Source organism: Planctomonas deserti (genome assembly GCF_003067705.1).
Lineage (GTDB): Bacteria > Actinomycetota > Actinomycetes > Actinomycetales > Microbacteriaceae > Planctomonas > Planctomonas deserti.
In genome coordinates, this window is sequence record NZ_QANL01000001.1 from 797,514 (window position 1) to 813,893 (window position 16,380).

General features: G+C 71.7%; 16 protein-coding genes. 8 read left to right on the plus strand and 8 right to left on the minus strand.

Going from position 1 to position 16,380, the window contains the following annotated elements; all coding sequences use genetic code 11:
• The first annotated feature begins 101 nt into the window (after positions 1-101).
• From DAI20_RS03615 to DAI20_RS03640, 6 genes are read left to right on the plus strand one after another with little or no spacing between them, the layout of a single operon-like run.
• Positions 102-719: a glucose-6-phosphate isomerase family protein gene (locus tag DAI20_RS03615; protein WP_108249167.1), complete on the plus strand. Its 618-nt coding sequence runs from the start codon at positions 102-104 to the stop codon at positions 717-719.
• Positions 716-2,215 (plus strand): xylulokinase, encoded by a 1,500-nt coding sequence (xylB, locus tag DAI20_RS03620; protein WP_108249168.1) that lies wholly within the window; start codon positions 716-718, stop codon positions 2,213-2,215. The genes DAI20_RS03615 and xylB overlap by 4 nt, the downstream gene beginning before the upstream one ends.
• Positions 2,215-3,189 carry an NAD(P)-dependent oxidoreductase gene (locus DAI20_RS03625; protein ID WP_108249169.1) on the plus strand — a complete coding sequence of 325 codons (975 nt, stop codon included), beginning with the start codon at positions 2,215-2,217 and terminating at the stop codon, positions 3,187-3,189. The genes xylB and DAI20_RS03625 overlap by 1 nt, the downstream gene beginning before the upstream one ends.
• Complete coding sequence (locus DAI20_RS03630; protein WP_108249170.1) at positions 3,186-3,848, plus strand: bifunctional 4-hydroxy-2-oxoglutarate aldolase/2-dehydro-3-deoxy-phosphogluconate aldolase; 663 nt, start codon at positions 3,186-3,188, stop codon at positions 3,846-3,848. Before DAI20_RS03625 ends, DAI20_RS03630 begins: the two co-directional genes overlap by 4 nt.
• The gene (locus DAI20_RS03635; RefSeq protein WP_205781332.1) at positions 3,845-4,789 is read left to right on the plus strand and encodes a shikimate dehydrogenase family protein; all 945 of its coding nucleotides are present in this window, start codon (positions 3,845-3,847) and stop codon (positions 4,787-4,789) included. The genes DAI20_RS03630 and DAI20_RS03635 overlap by 4 nt, the downstream gene beginning before the upstream one ends.
• A gap of 31 nt (positions 4,790-4,820) precedes the next feature.
• A complete protein-coding gene (locus DAI20_RS03640; protein ID WP_108249172.1) occupies positions 4,821-5,783 on the plus strand; it encodes a phosphotriesterase family protein in 963 nt (320 codons plus the stop codon).
• 22 nt (positions 5,784-5,805) lie between these two features.
• Here DAI20_RS03640 and DAI20_RS03645 read toward each other — a convergent pair whose 3' ends face one another.
• Together DAI20_RS03645 and DAI20_RS03650 are read right to left on the minus strand one after the other, a co-directional pair.
• On the minus strand, positions 5,806-6,699 hold the full coding sequence (locus tag DAI20_RS03645; protein WP_108249173.1) for a 5-oxoprolinase subunit C family protein: 894 nt from the start codon (positions 6,697-6,699) through the stop codon (positions 5,806-5,808).
• Entirely contained in the window at positions 6,696-7,355 is a 660-nt protein-coding gene (locus DAI20_RS03650) for a 5-oxoprolinase subunit B family protein (protein WP_108249174.1), read from the minus strand. The genes DAI20_RS03645 and DAI20_RS03650 overlap by 4 nt, the downstream gene beginning before the upstream one ends.
• A gap of 63 nt (positions 7,356-7,418) precedes the next feature.
• On the opposite strand from DAI20_RS03650, the gene DAI20_RS03655 reads away from it, so the two are divergent.
• On the plus strand, positions 7,419-8,462 hold the full coding sequence (locus tag DAI20_RS03655) for an NAD(P)-dependent alcohol dehydrogenase (RefSeq protein ID WP_108249175.1): 1,044 nt from the start codon (positions 7,419-7,421) through the stop codon (positions 8,460-8,462).
• A 118-nt stretch (positions 8,463-8,580) separates the two neighbouring features.
• Here the strand turns inward: DAI20_RS03655 and DAI20_RS03660 are convergent, their stop codons facing one another.
• The 3 genes from DAI20_RS03660 to DAI20_RS03670 all read right to left on the minus strand — a co-directional run bounded on the left by DAI20_RS03660 (position 8,581) and on the right by DAI20_RS03670 (position 12,327).
• The gene (locus DAI20_RS03660) at positions 8,581-9,579 is read right to left on the minus strand and encodes an ABC transporter substrate-binding protein (RefSeq protein WP_108249176.1); all 999 of its coding nucleotides are present in this window, start codon (positions 9,577-9,579) and stop codon (positions 8,581-8,583) included.
• 211 nt (positions 9,580-9,790) lie between these two features.
• Positions 9,791-10,813, minus strand: a complete 1,023-nt coding sequence (locus DAI20_RS03665; protein WP_108249177.1) for an ABC transporter permease — start codon at positions 10,811-10,813, stop codon at positions 9,791-9,793.
• Positions 10,810-12,327, minus strand: a complete 1,518-nt coding sequence (locus tag DAI20_RS03670) for a sugar ABC transporter ATP-binding protein (RefSeq protein WP_168927667.1) — start codon at positions 12,325-12,327, stop codon at positions 10,810-10,812. The genes DAI20_RS03665 and DAI20_RS03670 overlap by 4 nt, the downstream gene beginning before the upstream one ends.
• A 220-nt stretch (positions 12,328-12,547) precedes the next feature.
• On the opposite strand from DAI20_RS03670, the gene DAI20_RS03675 reads away from it, so the two are divergent.
• Complete coding sequence (locus DAI20_RS03675; RefSeq protein ID WP_108249179.1) at positions 12,548-13,417, plus strand: sugar phosphate isomerase/epimerase family protein; 870 nt, start codon at positions 12,548-12,550, stop codon at positions 13,415-13,417.
• 22 nt (positions 13,418-13,439) lie between these two features.
• Here the strand turns inward: DAI20_RS03675 and DAI20_RS03680 are convergent, their stop codons facing one another.
• From DAI20_RS03680 to DAI20_RS03690, 3 genes are all read right to left on the minus strand, one after another.
• Positions 13,440-13,850, minus strand: a complete 411-nt coding sequence (locus DAI20_RS03680) for an RbsD/FucU family protein (protein ID WP_108249180.1) — start codon at positions 13,848-13,850, stop codon at positions 13,440-13,442.
• A 71-nt stretch (positions 13,851-13,921) separates the two neighbouring features.
• Positions 13,922-14,914 carry an aldo/keto reductase gene (locus DAI20_RS03685; RefSeq protein ID WP_108249181.1) on the minus strand — a complete coding sequence of 331 codons (993 nt, stop codon included), beginning with the start codon at positions 14,912-14,914 and terminating at the stop codon, positions 13,922-13,924.
• Positions 14,907-16,193 (minus strand): L-fuconate dehydratase, encoded by a 1,287-nt coding sequence (locus DAI20_RS03690; protein ID WP_108249182.1) that lies wholly within the window; start codon positions 16,191-16,193, stop codon positions 14,907-14,909. Before DAI20_RS03690 ends, DAI20_RS03685 begins: the two co-directional genes overlap by 8 nt.
• Between the last annotated feature and the right edge of the window lie 187 nt (positions 16,194-16,380).

Genomic DNA, 16,380 nt, shown 5'->3' on the forward strand with positions numbered 1-16,380 from the left:
GCGGCGGAAGGGACGCCGCGGGACTGCGGCCAACCTGTAATTACAGGTACTGTGGGAGCCGCGGCGCCGTGGCCGCAGGAAGACCGAGGGATTAGCCGATCGTGACCGAGTTCGCCACCCAGCCCGTGCCCCCGATGAGCATCCGCTTCGATGCGGGCGCCGCGACCCTGAGCCCCGAGGGGCCGACGCTGACCCGCCGGATGTCGGACCTCGAGGGCCTGTTCCGCGACGACGACGCCTGGCGGGCGGCGGTCGAGAACGGCGATCCGGTCGTCTACTCCGTCGTCTCCTCGCCCGTGCCGGAGCTCGACCGCGAGCTGCCGCAGTCCATCACAACCATCGAGCCGGGCAGCACCGGGGGTGAGTTCTGGATGACCAAGGGCCACCAGCACCCGAACCACCAGGGCGAGATCTACCTGGGCGTCGCCGGCGTCGGCGGGCTGCTGATGTTCGACGGCACGGACACCCGGTGGCTCGACATGGCGCCCGGCGTCATCGGCTACATCCCGCCGGGCTGGGCGCACCGCAGCATCAACGTCGGGAACGCCCCCTACTCCTTCCTCGCCGTCTACCCGGGAGCCGCCGGACACGACTACGGCTGGGTGCTCGAGCACGGCATGGGCCTCCGCGTCCTCGCCGCGGCGGACGGCCACCGCTTCGTCGACTACCACGGCGGGGACGAGCGCGGCGGAGACGAGCGCAGCGGGGAGCCGTCGTGATCGTCGCCCACGACCTCGGCACGACCGGCAACAAGGCGTCCCTGCACGAGGACGACGGCCGCATGCTCGCGTCCGCGACCGTGCACTACGGCGCCCGTTTCGCCGGCGGCGGGATCGCCGAGCAGGACCCCGAGGACTGGTGGAACGCCGTCGTCGAGGCGACCCGCTCCCTGCTCGCCGGCACGGGGACGGACCCCGGGGCCGTCACGGGCCTCGTCGTCAGCGGGCAGATGATGGGTGCCGTCCTGCTGGACGCGGACCACCGGCCGGTGCGACCGGCCATCATCTGGGCGGACACCCGCAGCGTTCCGCAGACCGAGCGACTGGAGGCGGCGATCGGGCAGGACCGTGCCTACGCCCTCCTCGGCCACCGCATCAACCCGACCTACTCGCTCGAGAAGATCATGTGGGTGCGCGACAACGAGCCCGACGTGTTCGCCCGCGTGCGCCACGTCTGCGTCGCGAAGGACTTCGTGGTGCAGCGGCTCACCGGGCGCCTGGCCACGGACCGCTCCGACGCGTCCGCGACGAACGCCTACGACCAGCGCGGCGGCGCGTGGTCGACCGAAATGCTGGACGCCGCGGGCATCGACCCGGGCCTGTTCCCGGAGGTGCTGGAGTCGACGGCCGTGGTGGGCACGCTGCTGCCGGCCGCCGCCGAGCTCCTCGGGCTTCCGGCGGCGACCCGGGTCGTGATGGGCGGCGGCGACGGACCCATCGCGGCAGTGGGCGCGGGCATCGTCGCCCCGGAGGACGGGGCATACGTGAGCCTCGGCACCTCCTCCTGGGTCTCCTTCGCGAGCGACCAGCCCGTGTACGACGCGGGCCGGCGCACCATGACGTTCGACAACGTCGTGCCGGGCAGCTTCGTGCCGACGGCGACGATGCAGGCCGGCGGGGCCGCCGTCTCCTGGATCGCCGAGCTCCTCGCCCCCCAGCCGACGGCGGCGTCGCTCGCCGCGCTCGTCGCAGACGCCTCGACCGCCGAGGGCGCGACGGGCGGCCTCTACTTCCTGCCCTACCTCCTCGGCGAGCGCTCGCCGCACTGGAACCCGGATGCGGCGGGCGCCTTCCTCGGGCTCGGCCGGCACCACGGCCGCGGGCACGTCACCCGGGCCGTGCTCGAGGGCGTGGCCTTCAACCTCTTCACCTGCATCCGCGCGTTCCGGGAGTCCGGCGCCGTGGTCGACCGGGTGGACGCCATCGGGGGCGGCGCGGCGAGCGACGTCTGGCTGCAGATCCTCGCGGACGTCTGGGGCGTGCCCGTGCGGCGGCGCACGGTCGTGGACGAGGCGAACAGCCTCGGCGCCGCGGTCACCGCGGCCGTCGGGCTCGGCCTGGTGAGCGACTTCGGCGCGGCCCGGCGGCTGTCCGAGGTGACCGCGGAGTTCACTCCCGAGGCGGGGCGGCACGAGGACTACCTCGGCAGGCACGAGCTCTTCACCGCCGGGTACGACGCGCTCGAGCCCTGGTTCGCGCGGCGGGCGGGGCGCTGATGGGCGTCGTCCTGGCCACGAGCCGCTCCTTCTCCTCGGGATCCGTCGACCTCGTCGCCCGGCTGGCCGGGGCCGGTCACTCGGTGCGGACCGGACCAGCCGACCACGACCTCGACGCGCTCCGGCCGCTGCTCGCCGACGCCGACGCCTGGATCGCCGGCACGGGTCCGGTGACGGCCGCGCACCTGGACGCGGCCCCGCGGCTGCGCGTCGTCGCCCGGTACGGCGTCGGCTACGAGGCGGTGGACGTGCCCGCGGCCACCGAGCGCGGCATCACCGTGACCAACACCCCGGGCGCGAACAGCGCCGCCGTCGCCGACCACGCGGTCGGCCTGATGCTCGCCGTGCTGCGCGGCATCCCCGAAGGCGACCGCCGGGTGCGCGCCGGGGAGTGGCGAGTGCTCAGGGGGCGCGAGCTCGGCTCGCTGCGCGTAGGTCTCGTCGGATTCGGCCGCATCGGCCGGGGCGTGGCCGCGCGGCTGTCGGGCTTCGCCGCTCGCATTGCCGTGCACGACCCCTGGGTGGGCGACGACGTGCTCGAGGCGATCGGCGCCGTCCGGCTCGACCTCGCCGCGCTCCCCGCCGAGTGCGACCTCGTGACGCTGCACTCCCCCGGCGGCGGCACCGTCGTCGATGCCCGCTGGCTCGCGGGCGCCCGCCCGGGACTCGTTCTCGTGAACACGGCCCGCCCCGACCTCGTCGACGAGGCGGCGGTCGCGGATGCGCTGCGCTCGGGCGCGCTCGCCGGATTCGCGGCGGACACCCTTGCCGGGGACACCCGCGGGGACGCATCCCCGCTGCTCGCCCCCGACCTCGCCGAGCGCGTCGTCGTCACGCCGCACTTCGGCGCGCAGACCGTAGAGGCGGTCGACGGCATGGGCGGCATGGCGGTCGACAATGTGCTCGCCGTGCTTGCGGGCGACGAGCCGCCCTTCCCCGTGCCGGGATCCCGACCATCGGAGCGAACCGCATGACCGACCACGTCCTCCTCCCCCTCGCCGCGACCCGCGTGCTCGCGGTCGTCCGCGCCCCGTCCGCGGACAGCGCCGTGCGCGCCGTCGACGCCCTCGTCGCCGGCGGCGTGACCGGGATCGAGATCACCTACTCGACGCCGGACGCCGCGTCCGCGCTCCGCCGTGTGGCGGACCGGCACGGCGACGCCATCCTCCTCGGTGCGGGCACGGTGACGACGCCGGAGCAGGCGGCACAGGCGGCCGACTCGGGGGCCCGTTTCCTCGTCAGCCCCGGGACGCGCCGCCGGCTCACCGAGGCCATGCGCGCCACGGGCCTGCTCGTGCTCACGGGGGCGCTCACTCCCAGCGAGGTGATGGCCGCCGTCGAGTACGGTGCCGACGTGGTCAAGATCTTCCCCGCGTCACTCGGCGGTCCGGCCTTCCTGCGTTCGCTGCGCGGGCCGTTCCCCGACGTCGCCCTGATGCCGACGGGCGGCGTCACGCCGGACAACCTCGGCGAGTGGCTGGATGCGGGTGCCATCGCGGTCGGCGCGGGCAGCGAGCTGGTGTCCACCGCGGACCTCGCCGCCGGACGCTACGACGAGGTCGAGCGTCGGGCCCGGCTCTTCGCCGCGGCGGCCGCGAGGGCGGACACGAGAGAGACGGGAGAACGCGCATGAGCGGGATGCACACCGACGGCTCGCACAGGAGCGACTACATGGGCTTCGTGGGCGTGACGACCGCCTCGTCGTCGATCATGCGGATCTTCCCCGCCTGGGCGCGCATCCTCGGCCTGCCGACGGATCAGCTCGTCGGGCACGACCTGCCGATCGACGCGACGCCGGAGCAGTACCGGGAGCTGGTCCAGCGCATCCGCGACGACCCCCATCACCTCGGCGCGCTGGTGACGACGCACAAGATGAACCTGTACGAGGCGGCTCACGACCTGTTCGACGAGCTCGACGGCTTCGCCGTGCTCTGCGGCGAGGTGTCGAGCATCTCGAAGCGGGACGGCAGGCTCATCGGGCACGCGAAGGACCCGATCACCGCCGGCCTCGCGGTCGAAGAGTTCCTGACCGTCGACCACTTCGCGAACACCGGCGGGCACGCCGTCTGCCTCGGCGCGGGCGGCGCAGGCACGGCGCTCACCTGGTACCTCACCGAGCGCTCCGACCGCCCCGGTCACATCACGGTCACCGACACCAGCCAGGAGCGCCTCGACCACCTCCGGGCCGTGCAGACCAGCCGCGGCACCCCCGCCGACCTGATCACCTACCTCCTCGCCCAGGACACCGAGGCGACCGCCAGGGCCCTGGCCGCGGCGCCGGAGGGCAGCCTCATCGTCAACGCGACGGGCCTCGGCAAGGACCGGCCGGGATCCCCGCTGCCGGCCGACGCCGTGTTCCCGCGCGGCGCCGTCGTGTGGGAGTTCAACTACCGCGGCACCCTCGAGTTCCTCGCCCAGGCGCGCGCGCAGGAGCAGGAGCGCGGCCTCACCGTCGTGGACGGCTGGCGCTACTTCCTGCACGGCTGGTCGCAGGTGATCGCGGAGATCTTCGACCTCGAGCTCACCTCGGACCGGCTTGACCAGCTCGCCGACGCCGCCGAGGTGGTCAGGTGATCGACGCCCGCAGCGCCCGAGCGGGCCGCGCGTGACCTTCGTCCGCACCGTCCTCGGCGACGTCGAGCCGGCGTCGCTCGGCAGGGTCGACTACCACGAGCACCTGTTCCAGGTGAGCCCGCTGCTGCCCGGCGACGAGCTCGACGACGAGACGGCGTCCGCAGACGAGGCGGGGCTGCTGGTCGGCAGCGGCTTCGACGCCATGGTCGACGCGACGCCCATCGGGCTGGGCCGGCGACCGGAGGCGGTGGCGCGCATCAGCCGCTCGGCCGCGCTCGCCGTCGTCGCGACGACCGGCGTGCACCGGGAGGCGCACTACCCCGAGGGCCACTGGCTGCGGGACGCGGGGGTGGAGCGACGGCTCGAGCTGTTCCTCGGCGACCTGCTCCGCGGCATGCCCGCCGTCGACGACCCGCCCTCCGGGTTCCCGGCTCCGGGACCGGCGGAGTACGGCGGCGCGCCCATCCGGGCGGGGCTGCTCAAGGCCGGCATCGGCTACTGGTCCATCAGCCCTTTCGAGCGCCGCACGCTCGACGCGGTGGGCGCCGCGGCCGCCGAGACCGGGGCGCCCGTCATGATCCACCTGGAGTTCTGCACCGCGGCGCACGAGGTGCTCGACCTGCTCGCCGCGGCGGGGGTGCCCGAGCACCGGGTGGCCCTCGCCCACGCGGATCGGGACCCGGACCCCGGCCTGCACCTCGACCTCGCCGCGCGCGGTGCGTGGCTCGGCTACGACGGCATGGCCCGGCCGCGCACGCGCAGCGACGCCGAGCTCCTCGCCCTCACCGAGGCCGTCGTCGCGGGCGGGGGCGGTAGCCGCATTCTGATCGGGGGCGACGTCGCGCGGCGCACCCGGTACGCCGCGTACGGCGGCATGCCGGGATTGGCATATCTCGGCACCCGCTACCTGCCGCGCCTTCGGGAGCGCGTCGGCGCCGAGGCGACGGAACGCATCCTCAGCCTCAATCCGCAGCGGTTCCTGACCTGGTCGTGACGCCCGCCCGTTCCGCTCCGGCCTAGCGGAAGCGCACCGCCTGCCCCGGGCGCAGCTGCGACGCGAGGCGCACGTCCACCCGGCGGACCACGCCGACGACCGGGTAGCCGCCCGTGACGGGATGGTCGGCGAGGAACAGGATGGGCAGCCCCGACGGCGGCACCTGCAACGCCCCCGTCACCACGCCCTCGCTCGGCAGCTCGTCGTCGCGGACGCGCTCGAGCGGCGGCCCGTCGAGCCGGACGCCCACCCGGTCGGCCTCGGCGGTGACGGTCCATGAGCGGGCCCGCAGCGCGTCCCAGGCCGAGGCGGCGAACCAGTCGAGGCGCGGCCCGGGAAGCACCCGCAGGGTCACCTCCCCCGCCGGCGGAGCGGATGCGGGCAGCAGGTCGAGCGGCGGTACGGGCCCGATCGGGTCCACGCCGCCGACGGGGACCACATCCCCGTCTCTCAGCGGTGCCGGGCCCAGCCCGGAAAGGGTGTCGGAGGACCGGGAGCCGAGTGTCGCGGGCACGCCGACGCCGCCGCGCACGGCGAGGTAGTAGCGCACGCCGTACTGGGCCGGCCCGATGGCGAGCGCCTCCCCCGCGTCGAGGCGGAACGCCGCGGTCCAGGGCGCGGGCCGGACCCCGCCCGGTCCCTGCACCTCGAGGGCGCCCGCGGCGCCGGTCACCGCGATCCACGTCGGCGCCGACGCGCGGAGCAGAGCGCCTCCGAGCAGCAGCTCGAGCACGGCCGAGGAGGGCCCGTTGCCGACGAGCCGGTTCGCCGCGGCCGCCGCGACGGGGTCGAGGGCGCCGGAGGCCGGCACCCCCAGCGCGGCCTGCCCCGGTCGGCCCGCGTCCTGGATCAGCAGCAGGGGTCCGGAGCGCTCAATGCGGAGCTCCCCCGCCGCGCCCCGTCCACCCGCGGTCACGACCCGACCTCCCGGAAACGCACGGAGACGCCGGGCACCAGCAGAGCAGCCGGCTCGGCGTCGGGGTCCCACAGCACCGCGTCGGTGCGCCCGATGAGCTGCCACCCGCCGGGCGACGGCCGCGGGTAGACGCCGCTGAACTCGCCCGCCAGCCCGACCGCGCCCGCGGGCACCAGGGGTCGCGGCGACGGCCGCCGGGGCACGGCGAGCGCGGCGCCGCGCGACACGAGGTAGCCGAAGCCGGGCGCGAACCCGCCGAACGCCACCGTCCAGGTGGCGCCGGTGTGCCGGCGGACGACGTCGCGCGGCGTCGTGCCGAGCAGCCGTGCCACCTCGTCCAGGTCCTCGCCGTCGTACCGGACGGGGATCTGGACCGTCCCCGCCGAGCCCGTGACGCCGGTTCCCGCCGCCGTGCCGGTTCGCGCCGCGGTGGCGGCCGGGGTGCCCGCGAGCCAGGCGCGCAGGGCGGCAAGCGGCAGGACATCCGAATCGCACGTGACGAGGATGCTGCGGGCGCCCGGCACGATGTCCAGCACCCCGGCCGGGGGCGAGGCCCGCAGCGCCGGGTAGAGGCGCAGGACGTCGTCGAGCGCGTCCAGGTCGACGAGCACGGCGGCGTCACCGCTCGGCAGGAGGCGCCGCCCGGCATTCGTCATGCGAGGCACGCTACCGGACCCCGTCCGCCGCACCCCAGGTGACCCCCGCATACGCTTGTCGGCATGAAGGCACTCCAGTACACGAAGGTCGGTTCCCACCCAGAGGTCGTCGAGATCGAGAAGCCGTCGCCCGGTCCGGGCCAGGTGCTCCTGAAGGTCACAGCGGCGGGAGTCTGCCACTCCGACGAATACGTGATGAGCCTCAGCGAGGAGGACTACACGGCCCAGGGCTATCCGCTTCCGCTGACCCTCGGTCACGAGGGCGCGGGCATCGTCGAGGAGCTCGGCGAGGGCGTCGAGCACCTCAGCGTCGGCGACGCGGTCGCGGTGTACGGCCCGTGGGGATGCGGCCGCTGCCACCAGTGCGCCCAGGGCAAGGAGAACTACTGCGTCAACGCCGCCGCCGAGGGCATCAAGCCGCCCGGGCTCGGCGCCCCCGGCTCCATGGCCGAGTACATGATCATCGACGACCCGCGGCACGTCGTGCCCCTCGGCGACCTCGACCCCGTGCAGAACGTGTCGCTCACCGACGCCGGCCTGACCCCGTACCACGCCATCAAGGCGTCGCTGCCGAAGCTCGGCGCCGGCACCTTCGCCGTCGTGATCGGCACGGGCGGCCTCGGTCACGTCGGCATCCAGATCCTCCGCGCCCTGTCCGGGGCACAGGTCATCGCGCTCGACATCTCGGAGGAGAAGCTCGACCTCGCCCGGCACGTGGGGGCGCACCACACGGTGATCAGCGACGAGAAGGCCGCTGCCGCCATCCGCGAGATCACCGGCGGCATCGGCGCCAACGCGGTCTTCGACTTCGTCGGCGCCAAGCCGACCATGGCGTTGGCCGCCTCCGTCGCCGCGTCCGAGGCGGACGTCACCATCGTGGGCATCGGCGGCGGAACGGTGGAGATCGGCTTCGGCAGGATCGCGTTCGACGCCGCCGTCCGGATCCCCTACTGGGGCAGCCGCGCGGAGCTCATCGAGGTGCTCGACCTCGCGCGCTCAGGCCAGGTGTCCGTCGAGACCCAGCGCTACTCGCTGGACGACGCCCCGGCGGCCTACGAGGCCCTCGCCGCCGGCGCGGTGCGGGGTCGCGCGGTCATCGTCCCGTAGAGAAGAACGCGCCAAAGCTCCGAGGCCGCAACCGTAACAAGCTCAGCGACCGAGAACACACGACGGAGCCCCTCGCCGATGGCGAGGGGCTCCGCTTCGTTCGTGTTGCGAAGCGGCGTTACTTGTAGAGGACGGCCGCGATCTCCTCGTCCTCCATGTTCTCCTTGTCGTACCAGAAGTACCCGGTGTCGATGACCTCGGGGGGCGTGTTGCCCTCGATGGCGTCGAACGCCGCCTGCACGGTCTGCTCACCGATGCCGATGGGGTTCTGGGTGATGGCGCCGGCCATGAGGCCGTTCGTGATGGCGTCGATCTGCGCCTGGCCGGAGTCGAAGCCGATCACGGTCAGCTCGCCCTCCTCGATGCCGAGCTCGCTCACCGCGTTCACGACACCGATGGCCGAGCCCTCGTTGGTGCCGTAGATGCCCTTGAGGTCCGGGTGGGCGGCGATCATGGCCTTGGCGATGTCCGCCGACTTGAGGTGGTCGCCGTCGCCGTACTGGATGTCGACGATCTCGATGTCGGGGTACTTCTCCTCGATCTGGTCGACGAAGCCGTCACGGCGCTCGACGCCGGTCGAGTTGATCTGGCTGTGACCGACGATCGCGACCTCGCCCTTCTCGCCGATGAGCTCCGCCATGTGGTCCGCCGCGAGCGCACCGGCGCCGAGGCTGTCGGTCTTCGCGATGCTGACCGGGTAGTCGCTGTTGCAGCCCGCGTCGAACTGCACGACGGGGATCTTGGCGCTCTCCGCGGCCTCCATGAGCGGGATGCAGGCCTCGGGATCGAGGGCCGCGTAGCCGATGGCGTCCGGCTTCTTGTCGATCGCCGACTGCAGCATGGTGAGCTGGTTGTCGACCTCGGTCTCGGACGCGGGGCCCTCGAACGTGATGTCGACGCCGAGCTCCTCCGCCTTGTTCTCCGCGCCCTCCTTGACGGCCTGCCAGAACTGGTGCTGGAAGCCCTTGGAGACGAGCGCGATGTACGGCTTGTCGCCGCTCGGCGCCTCCGCGCTGCCACCGCCGCCGCCGGAGGACCCGCCGCCGGCACACCCGGCGAGGGTGAGCGCTACCGCCGCGGCGCCCGCGAGAAGTGCTGCCTTCTTACGTGATGTCATCGAATAACTCCGTTGTTCGTTCGGTGGCCAGCAGTTCAGCTGACCCGGTTGTGCTGACTAGCGCGAGGGGCCGGATCGGGTGGGCAATCGAAAGGTGCAGGAGCGTTTTTCGGTGCTTCCGGGTGGAACCGATTCTGCAATCGGTAACGGGGAGGAACGGCCCGGCCTCTCTCAACGGCCGTTCCCCTGGTTCAGGGTCGGTGCTGCAGGGCTAGGAGGCGGACCTCCGCTGACGCAGCGAGTCGGTGAAGACCGCCACGAGGATCACGATGCCCACGACCACGTTCTGCCACTCCGTCTGGATGGACATGATGCGCAGGCCGTTGATGAGGACGCTCATGATGAGCGCGCCGATGAGCGTGCCCATGATGGAGCCGCGGCCGCCGAGCAGGCTCGTTCCGCCGATGATGACGGCGGCGATCGCCTGCAGCTCGTAGCCGACGCCCAGCTGGGGCTGCGCGGAGTCGAGGCGGGCGGCGATCACGACGCCGGCGATGCCGGTGAAGACGCCGGCCACCGTGTAGATCATGATCTTCCACTTGCGGGTGTTGACGCCGGAGAGCCGACTGGCCTCCTCGTTGCTACCGATGGCGAACGTGTACCGGCCGAGGATCGTCTTGCTCAGCATCAGGTAGGCCACGATGGCGAGCACGAACAGGATGAGCACGGCGTTCGGCAGGCCGGGGATCAGGGTGCCGAGCGCGATGTTCTTGAACCCGGTCACGCCGCTGAAGTAGATCGGGCGCACCCCGGAGATGACGAGCGCGAGGCCCTGGGCGATGAGCATCATCGCGAGGGTCGCGATGAACGGCGGCAGTTTCAGGATCGCGATGTTCACGCCGTTGACGAAGCCCATGAGCGCGCCGGTCGCGATGCCGCCGAGCACGCCGACGACGAGCGGCAGCTGGAGGTTCACGAGGAAGATGCCCGTCATCACCGCGGCGAGGGTCATGCCGGTGCCGATCGACAGGTCGATGCCGCCCGTGATGATCACGAAGGTGGTGCCGAGCGCGAGGATGCCGATGACCGCGGTCGACAGCAGGATCCCGGAGATGTTGCTCCAGGTGAAGAAGTTGTTGCTCGCGAAGGAGAAGAAGATGAGCAGCACCACGAGGGTGGCGAACGCGAGGGACTGCTGCAGCTGGGCCCGGAGGAAGCTGAGCGCGCCGCCGCCGCGCTGCGGCTCCGGGTTCTTGATCTCGGCCGGGGTCTCGGTGACAGGTGTTGCGTTCATCGCGATGAGTACTCTTTCTCGACGCCCATGCGGGTGGCGTGGTCCATGATCTTTGCCTGGCTCGCGTCCTCGTTCTCCAGGACACCGGTGATGCGGCCGTTGGCCATCACCACGATGCGGTGCGACAGTCGCAGCACCTCCGGCAGCTCGGAGGAGATCATGATGATCGACTTCCCCTGGGCCACCAGATCGTTCAGCAGTCGGTAGATCTCCTCCTTCGCCCCGACGTCGATCCCGCGGGTCGGCTCGTCGAAGATGAGGATGTCGCAGTCCCGCGCCAGCCACTTGGCGATGACGACCTTCTGCTGGTTGCCGCCGGACAGGTTCTTGGTCGTGGCCGCGATGGACGGGGTCTTGATGCGCAGCGACTTCACGTACTCGCGGGACTTCTGCTTGCCCTTGGGCGTGTGCACGAAGCCGAGCGCGTCGGTGTAGTCCCGCAGCGACGCGAGCAGGATGTTGCTGTTCACGTCCTGCTCGAGCAGCAGCCCGAGCAGCTTGCGGTCCTCGGAGAGGTAGCCGACGCCGTGCCGGACGGCGTCGGACGGTTGGGAGATGCGCACCTGCTTGCCGTTGATCTCGACCGTGCCGGAGTCGATGGGGTCGGCGCCGATGATGGCGCGGGCCACCTCGGTGCGTCCCGCGCCCATCAGGCCGGCGAAGCCGAGGATCTCGCCGCGACGCAGCTCGAAGCTCACGTCGTCGAGCAGGTGGCGCGTGCTGAGGCCCTGCACCCGCAGGACCACGTCGCCGCGGTGGCGGTCGCTGCTCGGCCGGGCCCCCTCTTCGAGGTGACGCCCGACCATCATGTCGATCACGCGGGTGATGTCGAGCTCGTGCTTCTCGAGCGAGCCGATGTACTGCCCGTCGCGCAGCACCGTCACCCGGTCGGCGATGCGGCGCAGCTCCTCCATGCGGTGGGAGATGTAGATGACGCCCGTGCCGCGCTGCTTCAGCCCCTCGATGAGGCGGAACAGCGTCTCCGTCTCGGACTCGGTGAGGGCCGAGGTCGGCTCGTCCATGATCAGCACCTTGGCGTCGAACGACAGCGCCTTGGCGATCTCGACCATCTGCTGCTTCGCGACGGTGAGGTTGCCCACGACCTCCCGCGGGTCGAGCGCGATGCCGAGGCGCTGCAGCAGCTCGGTCGCCTTTCGGTTGAGCGCGCGCTCCCGGAGGAACACCCCGCCCCGCGGCTCACGTCCGATGTATATGTTCTGCGCGATCGTCAGGTGCGGCATCAGGTTCATCTCCTGATGGATGATGCTGATGCCCAGCGTCTGCGCCGTCTTGGGGCTGTCGATGTCTACCTCGGCGCCCTCGAGCGAGATCGAGCCGGCGTCCTTCGTGTAGATCCCGGACAGGATCTTCATGAGGCTGGACTTTCCTGCGCCGTTCTCGCCCACGAGGGCCAGGACCTCGCCGCGGTTCAGCTCGAACTGAACGTCCTTCAGCGCTTGCACGCCGGGGAAGCTCTTGCTGATGCCGTGAACCGCCAACAACTGTGTCGGCACTCGATCACCTACTTCTTCGTAAGGAGAAACGGTCGGGATTCCGTCCGCATCGATCATGCCACGAAAAATCGGAAACGTCCGACCATTGACCGAATCGTGACCGACCGCCGCGCCAGTTGTACCTAAATGTATCTACCGGGTTCCGTTAGCACTAGTGTGAGCGAGCACTCCCGAGTGCGGAAGAAGAATTCACCGTCGAACCCTTCGGAAGGAGTCCGCCGTGCAGCTCGGCGTTCACGCCCTCGTCTTCACCGGCACGTTCGACCGGGCCGGACTGACCACCGCGGTCGAGAGCACCCGCGCGGCCGGCTTCGATCTGCTCGAGATCCCGCTCATGGATCCGTACGGCTTCGACCGGAAGCTCGCTGCCGGCCTCCTCGCCGACAACGGCCTCGCGGTCACGGCGTCGCTCGGGCTGAGCGACGCGACTGACCTCACCAGCGCGAACCCCGCCGCCGTCGAGGCGGGCGAGCGGATGCTCGAGGAGTGCCTCGACATCGTCGCGGCCATGGGCGGCCGGCACCTCTGCGGGGTGATCTACAGCGCCATGAAGAAGTACCTGGAGCCGCCGACGCAGGCGGGCCGCGCGTCGAGTGCGGCTGCGCTGGGGCGGCTCGCCGCGCGCGCGGCGGACCTCGGCATCACCCTCTCGCTCGAGGTCGTGAACCGGTACGAGACGAACCTGATGAACACCGGCCGGCAGGCGCTCGCGTTCCTGGACGAGATCGGCTCCGACGCCGTCCGGGTGCACCTCGACACGTACCACATGCACATCGAGGAGTCGGACATGTTCTCGCCCGTGCTCGACGTCGGCGACCGGCTGGGCTACGTGCACATCGGCGAGAGCCACCGTGGCTACCTCGGCTCCGGCACCGTCGACTTCGACCCGTTCTTCCGCGCGCTCGCGCGAGTGGGCTACGACGGGCCGGTCGTGTTCGAGTCCTTCTCCTCCGCGGTCGTCAACGACGACCTGAGCCGCGCGCTCGGCATCTGGCGCAACCTCTGGCAGGACTCCGACGACCTCGCCGCCCACGCGCAGCGGTTCATCCGCGACCACCTGCACGCGGTGGGCTCCATCGCGATGCACTGATCCGCGGAAGCGGGCCCGGCTATCAGCCGGTGACGATCCCCTTTCGCAGGAGGGCGTTGCCGTACTTCCGCGTCTCGCCCGTCCGCACGATGAGGTAGCCCTCGGCCGCGACGTCGTAGAAGGCGAACCGGTCGACGAAGCGCGCTTCGTCGAGCGCGATGCCGGCCGCCTCGAGCAGCTGGTGCTGCACGTCGAGCACCGTTCCGTCGGCCGAGGTCATCAGGTCGACCGCGGACACGTCGTCCAGCGGCAGGACGCTGCGGATCGCCGCGACGACCTCGGGCGCGGTCGTGCCGGGCAGCGTGACGAGGCGATCGGCCAGCCCGGCCGCCGGGAAGTGCGCGTCCACGATGACGACGGACTCCGAGTGCCCCATCTCGTCGAGGTGCTTGAGCAGGTCCCCGGTCAGGAGCGGGTTGATCCCCTGGAGCATGTGCGTTCCTTTCGTTTCCGGACGGGCTGACAGCGCGGGCGTCGACGCAGGCGTCGACGGGGACGACGGCGCTACTCGGGCAGCAGACCCTCGGCCACCAGGGTGGCCCAGAGCTCGTCCGGGATCGGCGCGTCGAACCGCTCGACGTTCTGCCGCAGCTGGTCCGGGCGACTGCCGCCGACGACGACGCTCACGACGGACGCCTCGCGCAGCGGATACTGCAGGGCCGCGGCCGGCAGGGAGACCCCGAACCCCCGGCACACGTCGGCGATGCGGAGCACGCGCTCGAACACGCCGGCCGGCACGCTCCCGTACTCGTAGCGGGCGTCCCGCGCCGGCTCGTCCCGGGCGAGCAGACCGGAGTTGAAGACCGAGGCGACCACGACGCCGACCCCGAGGGCGCGGCACACCGGAAGCACATGGGCGAGCGCGGGCTGCTCGGCGAGCGTGAAGCGCCCGGCGACCATGAGGAGGTCGAGGGCGCCCGTCTCGGCACAGGCGAGGAGCGCGTCGGCGTCCATCGAGCCCACGCCGACCCGGTCGGTCAGCCCGTCGTCCCGCAGGGCGGCGAGCGCCGGGACGGCCACCTCGACCCCGGTCCGGAGGTCGTGCCGCTCGGGGTCGTGCAGGTAGAGCACGTCGAAGCGGTCGAGTCCGGTGCGCTCGAGCGACTCCTCGACGCTCCGCCGGAGCCCCGAGGCCGACAGGTCCCACTCGCGCCGCAGGTCCGCGGGCACCGCGAAGTCGTGGGCGAGGTCGAGGCTTCCCGCGCCGCCCGGATTGGGCCGGAGCAGACGCCCGACCTTGGTGGACACGACGTACTCGCCCCGCGGCTTGGTGCGGAGGAACGCCCCGAGCCGCCGCTCCGACAGGCCGAGGCCGTAGTGCGGGGCGGTGTCGAAGTAGCGGATGCCCGCCTCCCACGCCGCCTCGAGCACCCCGTGGGCCTCGTCGTCGGAGAGCGCCCGGAACAGATTGCCCACATTCGCGGCGCCGTAGCCGAGCGGAGGGAGGGCCGCCGCAGTGCCGGCATCGGTCGCGACGAGCGTGGACGACTCAGACACCCGCCAGCACCTCGTACTCCGCCCGGCTGGCGGCGAGCATCTCGGTGCCGGCGCCCGGGGCTGTCGGCGCAACGTACGCGCCGTTCCGGATCTCGACGGGGGACACGAAGTGCTCGTGCAGGTGGTCGACGAACTCGATCACCCTCCCCTCCCGGGTGCCGGTCACGGCTACGAAGTCGAACATGGAGAGGTGCTGCACGGCCTCGCAGAGCCCCACCCCTCCCGCGTGCGGGCACACGGGGACGCCGAACTTCTTGGCGAGCAGCAGGATGGCGACGTTCTCGTTGACGCCGGCGACGCGCGTGGCGTCGATCTGCAGCACGGACAGCGCCTCCGCCTGGAGCAGCTGCTTGAAGATCACGCGGTTGGCCACGTGCTCGCCCGTGGCGACCGGGATGGGGGCGACGCCGCGCGCGATGGCGGCGTGGCCGAGGATGTCGTCCGGGCTCGTCGGCTCCTCGATCCAGGCGACGTCGAACTCGGCGAGCCGCGCCATCCACTCGATCGCCTCATCGACGCCCCAGCGCTGGTTCGCGTCCGTGGCGATGCGCACGTCGGGGCCGACGGTCTCGCGGGCGAGCCGCATCCGGCGCACGTCGTCCTCGATGCTGCCGCCGACCTTGAGCTTGATCATGTCGAAGCCGTCCGCCACCGCCTCGCGGGAGAGCCGCACGAGCTTCTCGTCGCTGTAGCCGAGCCAGCCCGGGGTCGTCGTGTACCCGGGGTAGCCGGTGGCGAGGAGCTCCGCCTCCCGCTCCTCGCGTCCCGGAACCGCGGCCCGCAGCAGCTCGAGCGCCTCGTCGGGCGTCAGGGCGTCGGTAAGGTAGCGGAAGTCGACGAGCTCGACGAGCTCCTCGGGCGACATCCGGCCGAGGAGCTGCCACAGCGGAAGGCCGGCGCGCTTGGCCTTGAGGTCCCACAGGGCGTTCACGACGGCCCCGATGGCCATGTGCATGACGCCCTTCTCGGGCCCGAGCCAGCGCAGCTGGGAGTCCCAGACGAACGAGCGCCACGTCGCGCCCATGTGCTCGAGGAGCTCCTCGACGCTCTTGCCCACGACGTGGTGCTCGAGCGCCTGGATGGCCGCCACCTGCACGTCGTTGCCGCGGCCGATGGTGAACACGAACCCGTGCCCCTCGAGGCCGTCGTCTGCGTCGGTGAGGATGCGCACGTACGCGGCGGAATAGTCGGGATCGAGGTTCATGGCGTCGGAACCATCGAGTGATTGGGAGGTGGGGAAACGCACGTCGCTGGTGTCCAGCGCGATGACGGTGCTCACGGATTGGGCCTCTCTGCTCAAGCAGTGCGAGCCTAGACATCGGATGTATAGGATGTCAATCACGACACCGTTTCTCCCCGAGCCGCGCCCCACCGCCGGTCGGTGCCGACGATAGTCTGATGTCCGCCCGGCCTCCGCGGGGAAGAACGCGCGGCCGGCTCCCCTTTCGCGACCACAAGGAAGTAGA